The following is a 19,939-nucleotide window of genomic DNA, read 5'->3' as shown; positions in this document are numbered from 1 at the left end:
GGAGCATAACTGACACTTGGGATCGAGTGGCTTTGGCATACCTTACTCCGCTTCTTCACCGATTGCACGATAGTAAGCTGCGATCGCCGCCTCTTGTTCACTCCGTAAAGTATAGCGCCGAAACGCTTTCTCGCTTTGATGTCCAGTCAGCTTACGGGCATGGCTGGGGTCAACTCCCAATAGCAATAAGTCAGTGGCATAGGTGTGGCGAAAGGAGTGAGGGTGCAAATCCTCAATGTGAGCTATTTCACCAATTTTTTCTACAGCAAAGTAAATGCCGTGATAACTCAAGCGTTCACCTTTGTATGAAGCATGGTGTGAAATCATTAATGGGGAGTCGCTGTTTAACACTTCACTGTTTTCTTCTCGCGATCGCAAATACTCTGCTAAAACTTCCCGACTCTCTTTTCGCAGTGGAACCAAGCGTGGTTCATTCGTTTTGGTGTCTGGTAAAAACAGCAGCTTGCCATCAAATGAGCCAACATTTAGCTGCACAACTTCTCCAGCCCGGAGTCCATGACTGAGAATGTGAACGAGTGCTGTATCTCGTTGCTTTGTTTCTCCCAATAACTCTAATGCTGACCAAACCCGTTCCATCTCTTCTGGGGTTAAACTCTGGGCTGGTGGCAACGGCACTTTTTCCAGTTTTATCCCCAGCGTGGGATTAGTAGCAATAATGTCAGGATACGTGTAGCACATCCATTTGAAAAAGCTTTTGAGTGCCGCAATTCCGGCATTAATGCTGCTTTTTGAAAGCGGTTTACCAACATCAGTCTGTATTTCATCACGGAGATATTCTTTATATAGCGCAAGATGACGTGGACGCAGTTCATGATAGTGCAGCTCACTCCAAGCCAAAAAACGCTTCAGTTCACGTTCATAAAGCTTGCGGCTATTGAGTGCAAGGTTATTGCTGCGTAAAAACTCCAGTACCTTTACCCACCGAATATCCGTAGGTGCAGACGTTTTTGTACTCCAAATTCCTTGAATATTCAATGGATTTTCACCATCAAGAGAGATAAGTTTGATTGCAGGTAAAGAATCTGTGTTGTAGTTCATTGGCTTAACTAACTGCATAATCTGTAAACTGGCGTTTAAAAGGAGAGTGAAATCCAATCACAATATCTTGCTTAGGAATTCCTAAATTTGCCAGTTGTTCAGCAACTTCGTATTCTGTACCATTGTGTTGCAGCCAGACTTTACCATCTTTAATATCAATGTGTAAAAAACAACCATAAACGCGGCGTTGATTTTTCCAACCCACATTCATCAATTGGTAGTGGTCGCGTTCAGTATCAAAGACTATTTGTGTTTCTACATCTGGATCAGGACTACCAATTTCTGCATATTCACGTAGCATTTGTTGCACGATTTGTCGATACTGTGTTAGTTTATCCACTCCACTATCTCCTCTGTTTCTGGGTTATAAACTATTAATTTCAGTTGATGAATGCGGATAATATTTTGTACGAGCCTAATTGTAAAAAATGAACTGTAAGCATCAATTGGTACTGCTAAATACAATGTACGTTCTGGTTCTTGCTCAGAAAGTGCCAGACGGTAGTTAATAAATTGTCCTAATGCTGTATGAAATTCGTAGATTGCTGAAGTTCTGACAAAACTTTTAATCTCTACCGCAATTTTTTCCTCCCCTCTTTGGGCGGCCAAAAGTTTTTCAGCACCCAAATCAATATACATATCCCCCAATTCAAAACTAACTGGCAATGGGTCATGGGTAATTTTCCATCCATTGGCAATTAATCCATGCTTGACTGCATTGTGAAAAACATCTCTTGCTGGCATACCCCATATCTTTCCGAACACCGATTCCCTATTCTAGGGCTTAATTTTTGTAAGCGATCTCAGACTAGCGATCGCAAAAAGGCGGACACTCCACGTCATTGCCCTCATTGTCACTGTAAGGATAAAATGAGCAACTTTGAAAGCATAAGTTGAGCAATTACGTAGCCCAAAGCCTTTATACTACGTCGGAAATTATTTATCGAAAACAGGTTTTGAATATATTCTTACTTCCGAATTGAAAATAATATAGCACGTTCAACACAAAATAAGTAACCCTTATCTTTTATCCGATATAATCTACGATTAAAACTACTTCCCTTGATATACAACACTTCCACCAACATGCGATCGCGGAGAGGGCATGTTGGCAACGGAATAGAACTATTGCGCTGCCGATGAATTTTGGTTATCCCTGGTATCGCTTATAATGCGTAAGTCAAGCAATACACAGGTGAAGTGCTAACTTTTAGTTATAATTAGCCGTAACTTATTATAGGCACAATTAACTATAGCTTTGACTGAGTGCAAAGATAGTTTACAAAAGTTGCTCAGGCGGTTGCCATAATACTGGTTTAGCTAAGAGACAGAGGGGCAGGCTGCACAAGTATGCCTTCGGGAAAACTTTTCTCCCTTGCTTGATGCCTGTCCCTCCTCTAAGATTCGGATTATGGATAATTGCAACCGCCTTGATGCAGAACCGTCTGGGAATACAAATTGTCTGCTTTAATTACAAAAATCATCTACCCGAATATCCCGCCAGACATCAGACACTTGCCAGCCGGAATTGCCCACCGATTGTACTGGAGGATTTTTATTTTCTGGAAGTCCCTTAGAAGTTTTCATTGGCTGTTCTCTCGAAGGCATTGGCTTAAAATTTGTCTGAGTAAATTTGGGAGAAGTTAGGTATAAATAATTTGCACAGAATTAACAAGGTACACCAAATCGATGGGAAATACGAGTCTCTTGTTGAGGAATTTATTAATTGTGTACAAATCTGTTTTCGGGTAGATGTCCAGCATAATTTTTGCACAGATGTAAGTATTAAGCGATCGCTTCTTCATCATGACTGTAGGTTAAGATTGTTTTGCGCTTTTAACTCCTAATAAGCAGATAATAGATGGTTAAGAGTTTTCGCTCATTAGGAACAGCGTTGAGAAACTTATCAGGTGAGAAAGGCACAATCTTAGTAGTAGATGACGAAGCCAGCATCCGCCGGATTTTACAGACGCGGTTAGAAATGATTGGCTACAGTGTAGTTACAGCTAGTGATGGTGAAGAAGCTTTATCAGCTTTTCGTAAAGAAACTCCCGACTTAATCGTTCTGGATGTGATGATGCCAAAGCTGGATGGGTACGGTGTCTGTCAAGAATTACGGAAACAATCAGATGTGCCAATTATCATGCTTACAGCCTTGGGAGATGTAGCAGATCGGATCACTGGGCTGGAATTAGGGGCTGATGATTATATGGCAAAACCTTTCTCTCCCAAGGAATTAGAGTCAAGAATTCGCTCGTTGTTGCGACGAAGAAACGATAGAACAACTACTGCTGCTATTTCTAATTTGGGAGTAATGGTTGTAGACAATCTCAAAATTGATACCAATAAACGACAAGTCTACAAAGCAGGTGAGCGGATTCTATTAACAGGTCTAGAGTACAGCTTACTAGAGTTATTGATGAGCTATCCAGGCAAATCTTTTACCCGTGGAGAAATATTGCAGCAAGTGTGGGGTTATAGTGCAGAACAACATGCAGATACTCGTGTGGTGGATGTGCATATCTCACGTTTGCGCTCGAAGTTAGAAGATGACCCGGAAGATCCAGAATATATACTCACAGCAAGAGGAAGTGGTTACTTTTTTCAACGAGTCGCTCAACTAGAGCATTAATCATCAAACTGCCAAATGTCAGTTGTTTGAGGTTGATGAAGTTCTTTGTCTTAATTGTAGTGTCTTGATAGATAGGTACAGGAAATTAGTACAATTTTTGGATACTGGAGTTTTCAGCAGGAAAAAGATTTGAGCCAAAGTCTACCTATAGCACCAAGCCGGAAACTGAAGATTACGATCCTAACAGTAGGTTCAAGGGGAGACTTGCAACCCTATTGTGCTTTGGCTATTGGCTTGAAACGCGCGGGCATCAGGTAACAATCGCAACACACGAAAACTTTGCATCTTTTGTGAGGCAGTTCGATTTAAAGTTTGCACCAATCGCTGGCAATATGGAAGAGTTTCTGCAATCGAAACAAGGGCAGCGATTGATTGCGGGAGAAAAGTTGAAAAAAGAAGAAGGAGATAAGCTTTTACTTCAACAGTTGGAATCAGCTTGGAGTGCGTGTCAGGGAAGTGAGGTAATTATCTACACGCCGTTAGCTACCTTTGGATATCACATTGCAGAGAAATTAGGCGTATCTTGCTTTTTTGCATCAGTTCTGCCGTTGACTCCACAGGGATGTTTGGGTTTTTGAAATTTGCTCAAACAACTAAAAACCCGCTAAAGAAATTAATCAACTATGGCAGCTACTTGCTAGTAGAGTTTTTGCACTGGCAAAGATATCGTCAACTGCTCAATCACTTCAGAACAGAAACTTTGAAATTGCCACCTTTGCCATATTTGGGCAGACGCTTCAGACGGAAGACTCCAGCAAATCTATCACGAATCCCTGTATTGTACGGGTTTAGTTCGCACGTAATCCCAAACCTCGTGACTGGCCGCATTGGGCGTATGTGACTGGTTTCTGGTTTATTGACCAAGCCTCCGAATACGAGCCACCTATCGAACTAGAGGATTTTCTTGGGCGAAAGCAATTACCTTTGTGTTTTGGGTTCGGCAGCATGACGATGCCCAATCCAGAATATCTCACACATTACATCGTAGAAGCCTTAAAGAAAACACATCAAGGCGGGATTATATTGTCAGGCTGGGGCGACGTTGGAAGAACGGTGAATATAAAAGATTCGCTACGAGTGTTTGTGATCAAGGAAGTTCCGCATGATTGGTTATTTCCTCAAGTACCAGCAGTAGTACATCACGGAGGAGCTAGTACAACGGCAGCAGTGTTACGTGCGGGGACACCATCAGTTACCGTACCCTTTTTTGCAGATCAGCCAGTTTGGGGTGAAAAGTTAACTCGGTTGGGAGTCAGCCCTGCGCCGATACCGTACAAGAAAGTGTCAGATAAAACTTTAGCAGCAGCGATTGAAATCGTATTGGGCGATGAGGTGATGCGGGAGAAAGCACAAGAGTTGGGTGAGAAGATTAGGGGTGAAGATGGTGTGGCGAATGCTGTTGAAGCATTCCATCGGCATTTGGGTTTGATTGGGTAAAATCATTACACCCACAACAGCAGCAAATGTCACAAGTTAAAGTTGATACGGTTGTTTGTATCAACGGCAGTATACTAATGGTTTTTTACACGCCAGGGCATTGCTGGGAATTCCGTATCATCAGCCGCACGGGTGGGATATTCGGGGAACAAAAGATTTATTACACGGCGGAGGCAGCACTGAGAACTGGGTTAGAGTGGTTGCGGGATGAACAGTAATGAGTGCGTATATGCGATCGCCGTTCGCGCTAGCGTCTCCATTAGCTCATGTCCTACTGTAGGCGGTAAGCGTAGCCATGCCGTCAGGCTTATCGGTCTGGTAACTAGATGATATTTTCTAGCCAGTCACTTGGGGATAGGTTCATTGTCAGATTGTTTTAAATTTCTCTTGCTGTAATCAGAGCATAATCATAAATTTTTGGGCTGATTCTTGTTCCTTTACTCATTAAATCATCTAAAATATTCTTGACATTATCAATCAATCCTTGCTCTTTTGCTAAGATAATCACTCCAACTAAACCAATAATTGGCAAGCCTCTACTAATAGCAACTTTTCTCCCAGCTTTTTCATCAATTAAAAGTTGATCTGCTTTTAATTCTTCTGCCAAAATAATTGCCGAACATTCTCCTAAATCCAAGTCGGTTTCTAATTGTAATTGTTCAATGAGTTGGTTATTACTTATAGAAAGAACTTCTAGCCATAAGGCTGATTTTACAGCTAAAACTGCGGGATGATCCCCCGTTGTTAATTCTGCATAGACTTGTTGAGGAATTATTACTCTACCAAAAACAGCCTGAAGCAAGTCTAATTTACCAACTTTAGAAAGTTCACTTAATGGGGTTGTATCTGAGACAACAATCATAGATTATTGCCTTGTAATTTCACTTTTGCTTGATTAACTTCTTGCTGAAATTCCTCTAAAGTCATACTATCATCAAACAGGGATATTTCATGCTTAGACATTAAATCTATTACGTCTAGTCTAGGAATTCCTAGTAATTGACTAGCTTTACCACTGCTAATTTCTCCATATTTAAGTAGAGTCATCACATAAGCTTCTTTGGCTTTAGTTTCTGCTTCTTCTCTAATGGTATTATTAACAGAATGAACGGAAATAGTAAATTCTACTTTAGTCATAATTCCAGAATATTTTCTTTGTAATGTTTCATTTTCAACAGGGTTGATATTATATAATATATCGTTTTTCTATCGGCTAAAGTCGAGTTATTCGGCGATTCCAACTAAGGGGGATTGACGTAAAAACTCTACGAGTCAGTGGGTTGTTCTGGGTGGGTGTTCTGTGTAGTCAGGCTTTGAGCAAGGTCTGATAAGGCTTGAATTCACCTATTATCCGCTTGAAGCGACCGACTGTGGCACTGGTTGAGGCTGTTCCGATGCTGACAACTCGGTTATTGTCAGAGAGCGAATCAACTCTCGAATCACATCAGTTGCAGGTCTACCTGTACTTGCACAATATTTTTCAAGTTTTTCGCTTTCAGCAGATGCAAGATTTATTGTGATTCGTTTGACAGCCCATTTTTTATTCATGACTTGCTCTATTGATCAAATTTAATAAATTATTTAGACTTTAAATGCCAAGTGCAATACTTAACAAATATATAGATGTTAACCACAGCATACTTGCCGTAAAACTATTTTTAGCACATCTTCTCCAGGGTATTTACTTATAATCTAAAACTTCACTGATAAATCATCTATATGAAATTTAAAACATTTGAAACGAGCTTACATTTTTTGTAAATATTGTTAAGCAAAGCGCAATCGAAGTTAGCCAATCAAGAGGCATATAATCAGCAAGTATTGCCAATTGAATTTAGTAAACCTTATCTTCATACAATTGCATCTAATATTCATTTCCTCTTTACCCAAAGGTGAAATTGATTAACTACTCTGGATATTGACTTTGATTCAAGCACTATATTTTACTCTATAATTTAAAGAAACCTTAATGTGTCTAGAAAATTTTCTAGGAGCATTAAGGTTTAATAATTTTGGTTCTTCAGTAGCTGTTATGCCAAATTATTAGTTAGACATCAAAACTAAGCTCGACAATAAAGCTCAAAAGCCCGAATCAGTGCTAAACCCTATAAATAACTAGTAAATAATGTTTATTTTGTTGCCAAGTAAGCGTTTCATGGCTTTTTTGAAGGTAATTTAGCATGATATATTAATTTTTATTCAGTCAGAGTTTAATTTACCGACACAAATCATCAACTCTCAACTCGCGCCACACCTCAGACGGTTGCCACCCGGAGTTACCTACAGAGCGTTGGGGGCGATAGTGTTCAGAAATGTATTCGGATTCGGAAACGTAGTCTTCAATGTACACAGGTGGATTTGGTTCAATTACTGTTTCAGGAATATTTTGGCTCTCAGGAATCTCAATGGGTTCAGTCGGTGGTGGGATTACTTCTGTTTTCTTGCGAACTGGGTTAGGGTTTTTTTTGATGAGTCGTTTCATATCTATAGGAATCATTCGGCTCTCCACAAAGAACGGATATCCCAGAATACAAGAACTTATCAGCGAATCAGAGACATTTTGCTTATTTGTTGTATAGGTGTGGATTGCTTTTTAGGGACAGGAGCAGAGTACGATACCGAATAGCCCGCCGTAGAAATGGATTTAACAATAGCTATGATGGAATGTCACGCTTGAAAACGTGAAACCTCGCGCTTGGCTATCTTGTTGGGGGTAGGGTTGCAGGTTCGTGTTTAAGACAATTAAACTTTAGTTGCGTCAAGGAGTTCAACATTTTCTTGATTCCCCAATACCTGCAACCCCACACCCTCTCATCCAGTTATATCAAGGGTTTGTACTTAACAAGCGTGCCATTCCCTAATGGGGGTGCGATGGCGTACCCCCCGCTCTAAGAGCGATCGCTTGTCTTTCGCCACCAGTTGTAGTACACTTGTATTGATAAAACAGGTAATTCCATAGTATAAAAACCAGAAGAGCAAGTTGAGGTAAGAGATCAATTTAGTAGTTAAACTGACTCCAGAGTCTGAGGCTTTTTACCATCTAGCAAAGCACTAACAGTCATATCACCCATGACATTGATTGCCGTCCGGCAGCGATCTAAAAACCAGTCAACAGTCAGCAGTAAAGCAATGTACTCCTTGGGTAAGCCAACGGAATTGAATACCAGTGTCATTGTTACTAACCCCGCCTCTGGAATTCCAGCAGCGCCAACTGATGCAAAAATCGAAGTTAGAATCACAACTAATTGCTGTCCTAAATTCAAATGTAATCCTAAGACTTGGGAGATAAACAGCGCAGACATGGCTTCGTAAAGGGCTGTACCATCATTATTGAAATTTGTGCCAACTAAAGCGCCTAAAGATGCAGAAAATTCTCTTAAGCCAATTTTAGTTTGTAAAACCTCAAAGGTGATGGGCATTGCTACAGTTGAGGAAGCAGTGGAAAAAGCTGTTAATAAGGCATCAGTTCCACCAGCAAGAAAGTTGAGAGGCTTTACCCAAGAACCGAGTTGGACTCTGGTGATGTAATAAGTAGCTTGTAGTAATAATCCCAAAAGGACTGCTAGAACAAAAGCACCTAATGTTTGAAACGGTGCAAAGCCTTTCTGAGCAATATTTAGACCCCAATCGCATTACAAGCTTTGTCATTGGGGATGGGGTTTTAAACCCCTTTTAGAATGATAATATTGGAATGCATCATGGGTTGTTACAAGTTTGCGCTTATCTGTAGGGATAATTTGAATCTCTTGATTAATCCAACTATGGGACTGCCCTCTGCCTCCTGCCTTCTGCCTTCTTCAACTCTATTTTTGGGTGATTACTCAATTAATCGATCTGGAATCGCATTCGTCATTGCGATTCGCACCTTAGTATATTAGTAGACCTTTCTTGGTAAATCGGGTCATGAAAGAAAATTATTCTACTAATGGCAAAATTCCAGCTAGGATAAAAACGCGCCGGGATTTTTTAACTTACACGCTAGGTGGTACAGTCGCATCAGTAGCGATCGGATACCTATTTCCCAAAGTCAGCCAAAGTCGTGAGATCGGCTTAGAAACCCTTTGCTCGCTGTATCCAAAAAATTCGCGCTGTGAAAATTATCTTCCCGGATCTGAGGCACTGGACAAAGACGGCAAAAAAATTGAAACTAATGCACTATTGACAACCGCAAAGCCTGGAATTCCGATTCTTGTAAAAGGCTTGCCAAACAATAGCGTTGATTATCTGATCATTCAAGACGGGCCAAAGATTGCTGAGTACGCTATCAATCCAACTTGTACCCATTTAGGATGTACAGTTGAGTGGGATCTTGAGAAGAATCACTTTATTTGTCCTTGTCATGGATCTCAATACGATTCTCAGGGTCGAGTCGTTCATGGCCCAGCAAAACGTTCTCTACCATTAATCACGATAGTAGTCAAGCAAAACCAAGTTCGTTTAGTCGATCACAAACCTGCTGTAGATCCTCATTAACCTATCAATCTGAAATTAGATTCCCTAGTAGTCTGCCAAGGCTACTTTGCTGGGTCAAACAGTCGGATATAAGCGCTCCATTTTTCTCCGTGCATCTGTAGTTTGAAAGCGCCAATAGACACTTGTACGTTATCTCCAGACAAAGCTATTTAGAGAAGGCTATGCGGTTTGGAAAAATAAAACTCGTCCCAGTTGATATTTAGGACGAGTATTATTCCAAATCAACTCCCAAAGGGAGCAACGCGATTTTGTGAGGTTGGGCAAAAAAGGTGCGATCGCTAAAAACTAGCTTCAGTACAATATAAATATTTACAACAAGTAAGACCGTATTAACAATAGTGATGTTTTAGAATCTGGATAGAAGCAAAATATTTTCCCTTTAGTCTAAACTCCATATCTGACGAACAGCGCCAAACGGCTTTTGCTAAAGAGAGATCCAAGAAATAAAATGCCTATGTATCGTGCATTGGAAAGTGAATATTTGGGAGGTAGTCAACATCATTCTCTATGTCTTGTGGGAAGCGTGTCGATGGGGATCGTTTAGTATCTTTTGGTATTCAGCGAGCGCCCGGTTGAAAGTATATTTGCTTTTGTAGATTTGACGTGCTTTATCTCCCATCAACTTAACTCTTGTGCTATCACTAGCTAATTCATTGATTAAATCGGCAAGGTGTTGAGGGTTATTAGGAGGGGTATTAATACCACAATCGGAATTTGTTAATAATTGGTCAATATATGAGTTTGCTGAGGAAATAGCAATAATTCCCCTTCCTGCTGCTAACATACCGTAGAGTTTAGAAGGAGCCACTATTGATTCTGCCCCTGCTATTAGGCTGACCAGTGAAAGGTCACAAGCGGTAAGAGAGAGATGGAGTATTTCTCTGGGTTGGTAAGGTAATAAGAGTATGTTTTTTAGTTTATGAGATTGAATTGCTTGCTTTAAAACTTGTGTTTTAGCCCCATCACCAATAAAGACAAACTGAATAGGAGCATTTTTCAGTATATTAGCCGCTTCAGCAATGGTATGTATATCATGCAGTCTACCCAAATTGCCTGAGTATAAAACTGTGAAAACCTTATCAAGATTATACTGTTGAGCAAAATCATTTGCTTGTTTATCACAACCAATAATATCTTCCACTGCCCAATTCTCAATTACTTTAATTTTTGGTTTTAACTCAGGATATTTATTTTCCAAAAAATACTGCATGGAAGTGCTGAGGACTATAATGTTATCAGCATATTTATAACTTAAATAAATTAATTTACTAAAACAAACAACTAAAAAGCTATTTTGCTGAATAATGCCAGACATTACAGCAGATTCTGGAAATATGTCTTGGAGTAAAAAATGATATTTTCCACCGCGAATAATTTTAAAAATAGTACCTAAAAGACCGGAATATGGTGGATTAGAAGCAATTAATAGAGGAGTTGTATGATGTAGTGAAAATATTACATATTTCAAAGCACCTAAAAGAAAAAACATTGAGCTAATCACTTTACTCAAAATACTAGTGCTGGTTGTGATGGGAGAAAATGCACGGTAGATTGTGACTTGATTTGATAATTCAGGTGTAGTATTGTTTGTCTGAGTACCTGTGAATACATTTATTTTATAGCCTTTTTGGGAAAGCCCTTTGGCTAAGTCGGTCATGAGTTGGGCAGTAGCAGCATGGCTAGGGTAGAAATATTGAGTGATTATTGTAATTTCTTCCATGTATTTATTGTGGAATTATCAAAGAGGTAATCCAGATTTTTTACGTCTCAGTTCTATGATTTTGAGTACTATCATAAATTCATACATACCATAGAGTAGACAGAAAATAAGAGCCGTTATTCCTTCTAAAAAACCTAACCGAAGAAAATACATTTGTATAAATCTGACAATGGGACGCAAAAACCAAAGTTTAGCTGCCAATAATCTAAGTTTTAGTTTTCGTTCAGTTCCTAGAGCAGATGCTTTGCCTGTTTCCAGAAATTCTACAGTTTTTTGGGCATCCCAAGAAGAATAGCGATCGTGTCGTTCTAACCAATCTCCAAATCCTTTAGAATTGGCATAATGCTCGTAAGGAATATTAATTCTACCAACTTTACAACCTGAACAAAAGTGTTCCCAAACCCCACCTGTAAAAGTGACTTCTCCTAGCTTTAGTAAACGGGAATGCCAATTAGGATATCCTTGTGTAAGCTTGAGCCATTTACCCCAAAATATATAACGTGCAGGCAGTTCATAAGCATTATATTGCTGATTACTGGCAGAGCATATATGCTGAATTTCTGTTGCTAAATTGGATGGAATAACTTCATCAGCATCTATAAATAATACCCATTCACTATTTAACTTACAATTTTGTAATGTCCAGTTGCGCTGTTCAGCAATTTTGAAAGGTGGAGTTTGAATATGGGTAAAAACTTTGGCTCCTAATGATTCTGCCAACTGTATTGTTCCGTCAGTACTACCTGAGTCTATAACAACAATTTCTTGACACCACTGTAAAGAATCTATACATCGATTAAGATTGCAAACTTCATTCTTAGTAAGAATAACTGCACAAATATCTGAATTCATAGGTAGCTATTCTCTTGTACAATAGAAGTAACCAAGGTTTGTGTGTTCTGCTCGTTTCACTATAAAGCCCTGTGATTGTAAAATTTTCTCTAATTCATCTACATCACCTTTATTTGGATGATATTCTAATGCCATACTTCTAACAGATTGAGTCCAATATAAATCTCCTTGAAATAAATGGAATTCACCCCCTTCAACGTCACATTTTAAAAAATCACAAGTTCCCACACCTTCTATGTATTCATAAATATTAAATTCTTGTATTTGAGGATTTAATTTCAGTAATGATTGTGTCCAATCATCATAAAATCCACCAACTACAGCACATTTAACTTCTAGACGATTTTCGTATAAATTTTGTTTAACATTATGTTTAATAATATTGACAAATTCTGATTGTGCTTCTACTGCATAAACTTGTGCTTGAGGTGCTTCAGCAAGTGCAAATATTGTAAATGCTCCACCATTTGCTCCTAAATCCAGTATGTGTTTTGCATCTTTTAATTTACCTAACTGAACGTAACATAAATGTCCATATATTTCACGTATAACTCCAAAATCAAGATTATTGAAATAAAGTTTTTTTCCGTTAAAATTTATACTAAATGATTCATTTAAACTTTTATCCAATAGTCCTAAACTTTTGGTTTTTATTAAAGTATTGAAATATTTTGTTATTCCTGATATCCAACGTATATATAAAGGTAAAGGTAGAAAATTTTTAACTAGCAATAATTCCTTATAGAAACGATATAAATTACTAAGCATAATGTTTATGTCTAATCTGAATATAATAATTTGCTGTGTGTAGGGAAGTTTTATCAATGGAGAAAAGATTTTCTATCCATGCTCTGGATTTAAATATTAGGGTTTGGATTTTACTGGGAAATTCAATCAATTCCCCAATAGCCTCAGTCCACTCTGATGCAACTCTAGAACGCACCCACCCCACGCCACCTTCAGCTACCTCATCATGTAGCCCTACTTTGTCGGAAATTAAAACCGGACATCCACAGGTTAGAGACTCGACAACGACATTACCAAAATTTTCATGACGGCTGGGCAAGACAAACAAATTAGCAGCAGAGTATATGGCTGGGAGTTTCTTAGGTTCGCAACTTTCTAGAAACATAACTCTGTCTGATAGGTTTGCTGCTTGAAACTGCTGCTTTAGTTTTGCTTTAGTGCCATCATCATCGCCACCGACAAAAATCATCCGCCAGTTGAGATGTTGTAAGGGTGCTAAAGCTTGAGGTAATAAATCTAACCCTTTTTTGTGGTGGAGACGGCCTACATTCAAAAGTATAAAGTCATCTTCACTAAGGTTTTGAGATTTACGCCATATTTTTGCTTCTTCTAAAGCAGGTTGCCAAAACTCAGTGTTTAAGCCGTTGGGAATGATAAAAGATTTTCCCGGTAGTTTTAGCCAAAGACACTCTTGTAATTCTTGGTTGCTAGTGTAGTGGACAGCAGCTGCATTTGTCACATTGAAGCGTTCTTGGCATAAATAATACAGTATTTTTTTAGCTGTTTTTTGCTGCCAGGAGTAAGGACCAAGTGCGCCTCTAGGCGAAACAACATAGGGAACACCTTGATTTTTGGCTGCTTTGCAGGCGGCTCCACTGGTACGCTGCCAAACACCTGTGATATGGATAATGTCAAATTCCCTGGCTCTTGCTGTTACTGCTTGCTCCATACCTGGACAATGAATACCCATTCCTGGTTCTTGCTGAAAATATGTGACTTTGACTCCATTACGGATGACTGTCTGGTTGAGGGGCAATTCTAATTGATTATTTAACCCAGCATTAGAAGTAAACACTTCTACTTCATGACCAAGGGCGGCTAATCCTTCACAAAGTTGGCTAACGCTAAGTACAGGGCCACCGAATTGCCAAGCTGGGGCGTAAACAGGGATGTAGTGTAGAATCTTGAGTTGGTTTTGCATTATTATTACCTAGCTATGCTTTTGTAGATAAAACCCAAGGCTCGTCAGCGCCCAGTAACGACGAACTTGTTTTGCCGGGTCGCCAATTTTTAAATCATGTTCTACTTGGTCGGCATTCAGCTGAAAGCCGTGAGCTTGATTAAGGTGAGTAAAAGCTGCGTGTAAACAGTCTCGTAGAGGGCCGCTTAAATACATTGCATAATCTAAATCAAAGCCTGTTTTCTGACGGTGCAGAGCGTGCTGTAAGGTTGGCGGAATCTGACTAGATAAAAGGGGTTTTTTGTTTTTTTTAGTTGTTCGTTTATGACTCCAAGGAATTTGAATTACTTTTTCCATATAGCGCCTACCTAAATAGGGTATGCGTAATTCTTGCTGATTCGCCATTGTCGCCCAGTCGCTATCTCTTAGTAAGGTATTTTTTAGGTAGCCTTTAATTTCACCAAGAGAAATTAAAGTTTCCACATCAAGATTGAGTTTGCTGTCTGTTTCATCATCCCAATTTGCCACTAGATTGTAAAAATCTGGTGCTACGGGCAAAAAGGCAGATATTTGATTAGGGGTAAAGAAACGCCGCGTTTCTCTTAACATTCTGGAAGGCGAATCTATTTGCTGGAATAAAAGATTTAATCTTTCTTGATAAATAGAATGCTTATGCCAGCCCTTGATATTTTCTATCCAAGGCAGAAGTAGAGACTTCATATCACCTAAATACTTTCCTAGTTGATATAACTTTGCTATGGAAGCAAAATGAGGATAGCCACCATGTAACTCATCCGCACCACAACCACTAAGAACAACGGTTATGCCGTGTTCTAATGAAGCTCTCGAAATAAGATAAGTATTTGTACCATCTGATGAGGGTTGATCCATTGCTGTAAAGCTATCAACTAACCAAGTATTTAGTGTTTCTTGAGATAGGTAGGCTACATAATGTTTGAGCTGGAGTTTCTTTGCAGTCATAGCTGCCAAGTTACTCTCATCTCTAGTAGAGTCTTGTAAATCGAAGGTAAAAGTAGAGAGATGACCTTGCATAACTGGAGCTAACATACTAGCAAGCACTGTACTGTCTATTCCGGCTGACAAAAATAAACCCACAGGAACATCAGCAATAATCTGCTCTTTGAGAGTATGTAGCAAAACTTCGGTATGACTTGTGTCAGTCGGTTCTCTTATGTGATTGTGTGCGTGTTGAGCTAAATTCCAATAACGAATTGGGGTAGATATAGTGGCTAAGTCTGTCCGCAAATCAATATAAGCATAATGAGCAGGGGGAAAAGCTTTAATCGTTTGTCGGATAGTACGTGGCTCTTGAACGCTGCCATATATTAAATACTCATAGATACTCTGTTCGTCCCAGCCTGTTGCTACTAATCCAGACCTCATTAATGCTCGTACTTCCGATGCTAAAGCAATGCCTCCGCCGCGAGTTTGAGCATAGTATAGTGGTTTAATTCCAATGTGATCCCGTGCTACTAACAGGCGTTGTTGAATAGAGTCAAATAATAAAAAAGCAAACATACCGTCTAGGCGTTCCACTATTTGCTCACCCCAGACACGATAACCTAATAACAAAACTTCTGTATCACTATGAGAGATAAACTCTACACCGTGTGCTTTTAATTCTTGGCGTAATTCCAAGAAGTTATAAATTTCCCCATTAAAAATAATCACATTACCCGTTTTTGGATCTACCATAGGCTGGTGCCCCGCAGGACTAAGGTCAAGAATTGCCAGACGAGTATGCAGTAGGTGAATCTGGTTTGCTCCTACAGTTCTTTGCCATGTACCTTGGGAATCAGGGCCTCGATGATGCAGAGCAGCTAATATATTTGATGAATTAAAGTCTTCTCTACCGATATAGCCGTATATACCGCACATATTTTTAAGGATTTGATTGGTAGATTGAACAGCATAACTGTGATTTTGAGCAGAGTTGTTGAGTGATTCTTGAATTCCAATCGATAAAATTTTTCATCTGCTAGATACTTGCAATATTTGGTCGCAAATATTGTGACACCTCCGCTCGAAATTTTCATAGGAAAAATACTCTAATCCTTGGGGTATTACTCCTTTAGGTCGCTTCAACGCTTCTAAAATTCCCGCCTTTACTTCTTCTGGATCATCAGGATTAACAAGAATGCCTAGTAAACCATTTCGTACTGCCTCACGACTGCCATCAACTTTACTCGCAACTACGGGAATACCGCAAGCCATTGCTTCTAAAAAAACAAAGCCAAATCCTTCTCCCTTACTCGGCATTACATAAACATCTGCTAGGCGATAGTGGTCGGCTTTTTTGGCTTCAGAAATAAATCCTGTGAAAATCACTTGTCCCTGAAGATTAAGCGATCGCACTTTCTCTTCTAATCTCTCTCTATCACATCCTTCTCCCACTATTAAGTAGGCTAAATTAGGAATTATTTCGTTCAACTTAGGCAGTAACTCGATTACTGCATCAAACCCCTTATATCGTTCATAAGAGTCCAAACGTCCTAATGTCATTAGAACTATCTTATCTTTGAGTCCATATTGGGAAGTAAGTTCAGAATTTTTATCATCGTGTCCATACTGTTCAAGAGCGATGGCATTTGGCAGTAAAAATTGTTGCACCTTGGGTATATTTGCCCAGGATTGAAAGCGATCCAATGTAATTTGGCTGATAGAGACAACAAAATCTACTGCTGGAAGACAATAGTTGACTATGTTGCTATGAGGCTTCCAGGCTTCGATGCCATAGATTTCTAGGAGTATAGGCGCTTTTGTCCACAGTTTAACTAAGCAGGCAAGCGGCAGCATATAAAGATGACCGCAGACAATTAAATCGAATTTGGGATTGGCTCTGATGGTGTGAAAAATGGCACCAATATAAGCTAACTTACCTTCTATTCCTGATGTAATATATGTTAGTTTTTGGGGCAAAATTTCAATGTGATCGACAAGTTTTTTTCTGGGAATGGCGACCACTTTCTCACAATTGTCGCCACTACAGAGAGAGTTAATAAAGTCTCGGTTGTACTGTGAGATCCCCCCGCGCCCTCCAAAGGCATCTGTCACAAAATAGAGGATTTTCATAATATTCTATAGATAATTTATGACTGACTAACTGACTACTTACTTGGTTTGACCTTTAAAAGATAGTTGGAGACTAAAATATATGAGAAAGACTAGCAAATTTATCAAGATAAAGTCTCGCAGCAATGAATAAGTAACCGTGCTTATTACACCAAGAATTGATGGAGTATAAAGACGCAAGCATACAAAGGAAAAAGAACATAACAAAGCTGATTTAAGTAGAGGTTGTTTGATGAAACTGAGAAAACGTCCTACACAAGTTAACCAACAAGATAGGATTAACGAGGCGAAGAAAACCATCAAATAACCACCTCGCTCAAAGGAGTCAGCCATAAATGTTATTGGCGCAGATGTAAATTCGGTAATATTCACACCGTAATTATCTCGTAATCTTTCTGCTCCATCATCTAGGGGCAATTTTTCTCCCATAACAAATTTTGGTATGAAAATGCTGAAAATTCTTTCAAAGTTCTGGAAGCCAATATATCTTTGGCTATCAACAACACCATCAATCACTAATTGTCCTGTTGGTTCTGTGATCCGGGTTAATAATGCAAATACAGGATCATCATATTCATTCCCTTGAAATTCAATCTTACCTAGCATTACTTGCGAAATAGTGGACAGTCGATCACTAAAATTACCGTTATAAAATCTTTGATCTGCACGAGCATATCCCAAAACAATGGTAAAGGCTAAAAGAAATGGAATTAAAAATAATAAAAGTTTTCTAAGAAGTGAAAACTTTATTTTTCCTCCATAAATGTTCCCTATAAAGAAGAAAATAATTGCGCGAATTACTGGCTCTCTTCCTCCAGTCATACTAGACAATATCACTGTCAAAGATATAGCAAATAGGTAAGGAAAATTTTTCTGTGAAATAAGTGGTACTTCTAGACGAGTTCCTAGAAGAAAGAAAAAGAGATATTGCAAAGTACTGATACCACCAAGAAAGTAAAGCGGTGAATCAGATGAAAGACTTCCTCCTATTACATACCTAGCGTCATAATAACCAAAGATCAAATTAAAAATTGAAGTTAATATAAAAACAATACCTGTAATTATAACTCCACTATGGGTTAACTTATCTGATAATGGTAAAAATAGAATTTCTCTTTCTGGCAAAACCCTAAACTTTACAGCTATTAAACTTCCTATCAAACTAGCCCACATGACCAAGTTAATCAAAATCATGGTAACGATTGTATATTTACCAATTTGATATCCTATTGATGGGAGTATGTAAAAACAGCCTAAAAAGCCAATTACCCAGCAAAAAAATTGGCCTGTCATATGAGCAATAGACAGTAATCGCAATTCTACACTTTTAGATAAAACTGATATGTAAATAATTAAAAATAAAGGAATGAAAGCTAATAAACCTAGAGATAGTTCAGGCAATCCTAGAAAAACACAAACTATCAAAACAATTACATTTATAATAAGAAAAATAGATGCTTTTATATACATTGAAGATTTACATAGCGAAGTAAGTATCAGTCTTATTAGACTACCAAAGGCACTAAAATCTACACTTGTTGATTGTGTAGATTTTCATAGGTGGCGATCGCCCGTTTAGCGTAATTGTTCCAATCTAATCCTGTGCTAGTCTTGCGAATAGATAGAGCTGCCTCTCGTTTAGTTTGGAGGAGTTGGGAATTATTAGCTAGGTTTTTTAAACAGGTGGCGATCGCCTGACTATCTCTTACAGGTACTAAATATCCAGCAGGATACTCTTCTATACCTATGTCTAATTTGACTGGTTGCACACCAGATATTCTTAGTAAATCTTCGCCACCAGTATTAGTTGTACAAATTAAGGGCAAGCCACACGCAAGAGCTTGTAATTGAACCATTGCCATACCTTCTTCAATACTCGCCATCACAAAAACACTACTATTGCGGTAGTAATCCACTAATTTTGCCTGTGGTACATGACCAATCAATTTAATTCGTTCATCTGCTCCTGTTAATAAACGAGAGGTTTCCGTAGCAACTCCACCAACCAACCATAGTTCGCTATTTGGTATATTTGCCTGCATAAAGGCTTGAACTAGATAATGAATGCCCTTACGTACACTTAAAGAACCAGCATAGATAATGCGAAACACGTCATCATGTTTTTTTCCAGGCGAAAAGGTTTTAAGATTCGTACCAAAAGGATTATGGACTAGGCGTTTTTCAGAAAAACCCTGAGCAAGGAAACTACGTTTTACAAACAAGCTTGGCACTGTAACCTTGTCTGTCATTTCATACTCTCGTAATTCCTGAGCTACAATCTCTGGGTGTGTTTCTGCCCAATGCAAACCTAACTGCTGGTATTCTTCCCTCAATAGTTGACATTGCACCTTCATGTGAGAAGAACTACGTTCTAACAAAAAGGGTATCTTATTCCGTTTTGCCCAGTGCAAAGCAGGCTCAGAAAAACTTGACCAGCCGTGTATTAGGGTGCTGCCTTCTAGGTATCTACTTGCTGCTTTAGCAAATAAATTATGGAGTAAGGCTTGGGATTTCATCATCAATTTTTCTTGACCTATCTGGTGGATGGCTTTCCCTAATAAAAGAGTTAAAGGCAAGCTGACTACTTTATCATCTGGTATTCCCCATTTGCGGGTTTTGTATTTAGGATAGTTGGTGATTAAACGATGTAAAACACCTGCTGAATGCAGTTCTCTTGCTAGGTCAAAAGCGTGCCATCTCCCACCAGCCACAATTGAAATTCTCATGCTTTACTTTTTTGCTGAAA

Annotated in this window: 20 protein-coding genes and 1 pseudogene; 5 read left to right on the top strand and 16 right to left on the bottom strand. The window is 39.0% G+C overall.

All coding sequences use genetic code 11. The features are described from left to right. Positions 1-42 precede the first annotated feature (42 nt). The 3 genes from GTQ43_RS36795 to GTQ43_RS36785 are packed head-to-tail and all read right to left on the bottom strand — an operon-like array spanning position 43 to position 1,803. Entirely contained in the window at positions 43-1,059 is a 1,017-nt protein-coding gene (locus GTQ43_RS36795) for a tyrosine-type recombinase/integrase (protein ID WP_265277618.1), read from the bottom strand. A 4-nt stretch (positions 1,060-1,063) separates the two neighbouring features. Continuing rightward, positions 1,064-1,399, bottom strand: a complete 336-nt coding sequence (locus tag GTQ43_RS36790) for a XisI protein (RefSeq protein WP_265277617.1) — start codon at positions 1,397-1,399, stop codon at positions 1,064-1,066. Beyond that, positions 1,387-1,803: a XisH family protein gene (locus GTQ43_RS36785; RefSeq protein WP_265277616.1), complete on the bottom strand. Its 417-nt coding sequence runs from the start codon at positions 1,801-1,803 to the stop codon at positions 1,387-1,389. Before GTQ43_RS36785 ends, GTQ43_RS36790 begins: the two co-directional genes overlap by 13 nt. Positions 1,804-2,920: 1,117 nt before the next feature. Between GTQ43_RS36785 and rpaB the strand changes: the two genes are divergently transcribed. From rpaB to GTQ43_RS36765, 4 genes are all read left to right on the top strand, one after another. Further along, entirely contained in the window at positions 2,921-3,691 is a 771-nt protein-coding gene (rpaB, locus tag GTQ43_RS36780; RefSeq protein ID WP_265277615.1) for a response regulator transcription factor RpaB, read from the top strand. Positions 3,692-3,906: 215 nt separating this feature from the next. Continuing rightward, complete coding sequence (locus GTQ43_RS36775) at positions 3,907-4,269, top strand: glycosyltransferase (RefSeq protein ID WP_265277614.1); 363 nt, start codon at positions 3,907-3,909, stop codon at positions 4,267-4,269. A gap of 259 nt (positions 4,270-4,528) precedes the next feature. Then, on the top strand, positions 4,529-5,128 hold the full coding sequence (locus GTQ43_RS36770; RefSeq protein WP_265277613.1) for a glycosyltransferase: 600 nt from the start codon (positions 4,529-4,531) through the stop codon (positions 5,126-5,128). A 26-nt stretch (positions 5,129-5,154) separates the two neighbouring features. Continuing rightward, positions 5,155-5,346, top strand: a complete 192-nt coding sequence (locus GTQ43_RS36765; RefSeq protein WP_265277612.1) for a hypothetical protein — start codon at positions 5,155-5,157, stop codon at positions 5,344-5,346. Between the two features lie 158 nt (positions 5,347-5,504). Here the strand turns inward: GTQ43_RS36765 and GTQ43_RS36760 are convergent, their stop codons facing one another. The 5 genes and pseudogenes from GTQ43_RS36760 to GTQ43_RS36740 all read right to left on the bottom strand — a co-directional run. After that, entirely contained in the window at positions 5,505-5,990 is a 486-nt protein-coding gene (locus GTQ43_RS36760) for a DUF3368 domain-containing protein (RefSeq protein WP_190965449.1), read from the bottom strand. Then, positions 5,987-6,265: a UPF0175 family protein gene (locus GTQ43_RS36755; protein ID WP_265277611.1), complete on the bottom strand. Its 279-nt coding sequence runs from the start codon at positions 6,263-6,265 to the stop codon at positions 5,987-5,989. The genes GTQ43_RS36760 and GTQ43_RS36755 overlap by 4 nt, the downstream gene beginning before the upstream one ends. A 210-nt stretch (positions 6,266-6,475) precedes the next feature. After that, a complete protein-coding gene (locus GTQ43_RS36750) occupies positions 6,476-6,676 on the bottom strand; it encodes a CopG family transcriptional regulator (RefSeq protein ID WP_265277610.1) in 201 nt (66 codons plus the stop codon). Positions 6,677-7,343: 667 nt separating this feature from the next. After that, entirely contained in the window at positions 7,344-7,625 is a 282-nt protein-coding gene (locus GTQ43_RS36745) for a hypothetical protein (protein WP_265277609.1), read from the bottom strand. A 508-nt stretch (positions 7,626-8,133) separates the two neighbouring features. Next, positions 8,134-8,742, bottom strand: a pseudogene (locus GTQ43_RS36740) (dicarboxylate/amino acid:cation symporter); the annotation flags it as partial. A gap of 289 nt (positions 8,743-9,031) precedes the next feature. On the opposite strand from GTQ43_RS36740, the gene GTQ43_RS36735 reads away from it, so the two are divergent. Beyond that, positions 9,032-9,601: a Rieske 2Fe-2S domain-containing protein gene (locus GTQ43_RS36735; RefSeq protein WP_265277608.1), complete on the top strand. Its 570-nt coding sequence runs from the start codon at positions 9,032-9,034 to the stop codon at positions 9,599-9,601. 505 nt (positions 9,602-10,106) lie between these two features. Here GTQ43_RS36735 and GTQ43_RS36730 read toward each other — a convergent pair. The 8 genes from GTQ43_RS36730 to GTQ43_RS36695 form a co-directional block, all read right to left on the bottom strand. Further along, positions 10,107-11,321 (bottom strand): glycosyltransferase family 4 protein, encoded by a 1,215-nt coding sequence (locus GTQ43_RS36730; protein ID WP_265277606.1) that lies wholly within the window; start codon positions 11,319-11,321, stop codon positions 10,107-10,109. 18 nt (positions 11,322-11,339) lie between these two features. Next, entirely contained in the window at positions 11,340-12,173 is an 834-nt protein-coding gene (locus GTQ43_RS36725) for a glycosyltransferase family 2 protein (RefSeq protein WP_094344431.1), read from the bottom strand. A gap of 6 nt (positions 12,174-12,179) precedes the next feature. After that, on the bottom strand, positions 12,180-12,941 hold the full coding sequence (locus tag GTQ43_RS36720) for an FkbM family methyltransferase (protein WP_265277605.1): 762 nt from the start codon (positions 12,939-12,941) through the stop codon (positions 12,180-12,182). Continuing rightward, positions 12,934-14,121 carry a glycosyltransferase gene (locus GTQ43_RS36715; protein ID WP_094344429.1) on the bottom strand — a complete coding sequence of 396 codons (1,188 nt, stop codon included), beginning with the start codon at positions 14,119-14,121 and terminating at the stop codon, positions 12,934-12,936. Before GTQ43_RS36715 ends, GTQ43_RS36720 begins: the two co-directional genes overlap by 8 nt. Positions 14,122-14,130: 9 nt before the next feature. Next, the gene (gene asnB / locus GTQ43_RS36710) at positions 14,131-15,999 is read right to left on the bottom strand and encodes an asparagine synthase (glutamine-hydrolyzing) (protein WP_265277604.1); all 1,869 of its coding nucleotides are present in this window, start codon (positions 15,997-15,999) and stop codon (positions 14,131-14,133) included. A gap of 93 nt (positions 16,000-16,092) precedes the next feature. Then, complete coding sequence (locus tag GTQ43_RS36705; RefSeq protein WP_265277603.1) at positions 16,093-17,193, bottom strand: glycosyltransferase family 4 protein; 1,101 nt, start codon at positions 17,191-17,193, stop codon at positions 16,093-16,095. 39 nt (positions 17,194-17,232) lie between these two features. Next, a complete protein-coding gene (locus tag GTQ43_RS36700) occupies positions 17,233-18,663 on the bottom strand; it encodes a hypothetical protein (RefSeq protein ID WP_265277602.1) in 1,431 nt (476 codons plus the stop codon). Between the two features lie 59 nt (positions 18,664-18,722). Next, complete coding sequence (locus GTQ43_RS36695) at positions 18,723-19,919, bottom strand: glycosyltransferase family 4 protein (protein WP_265277601.1); 1,197 nt, start codon at positions 19,917-19,919, stop codon at positions 18,723-18,725. Positions 19,920-19,939 lie beyond the last annotated feature (20 nt).

The organism is Nostoc sp. KVJ3 (genome assembly GCF_026127265.1).
GTDB lineage: Bacteria > Cyanobacteriota > Cyanobacteriia > Cyanobacteriales > Nostocaceae > Nostoc.
The sequence above is the reverse complement of the archived record's forward strand: the minus strand, read 5'-3'. Positions and strand labels throughout refer to the sequence as shown.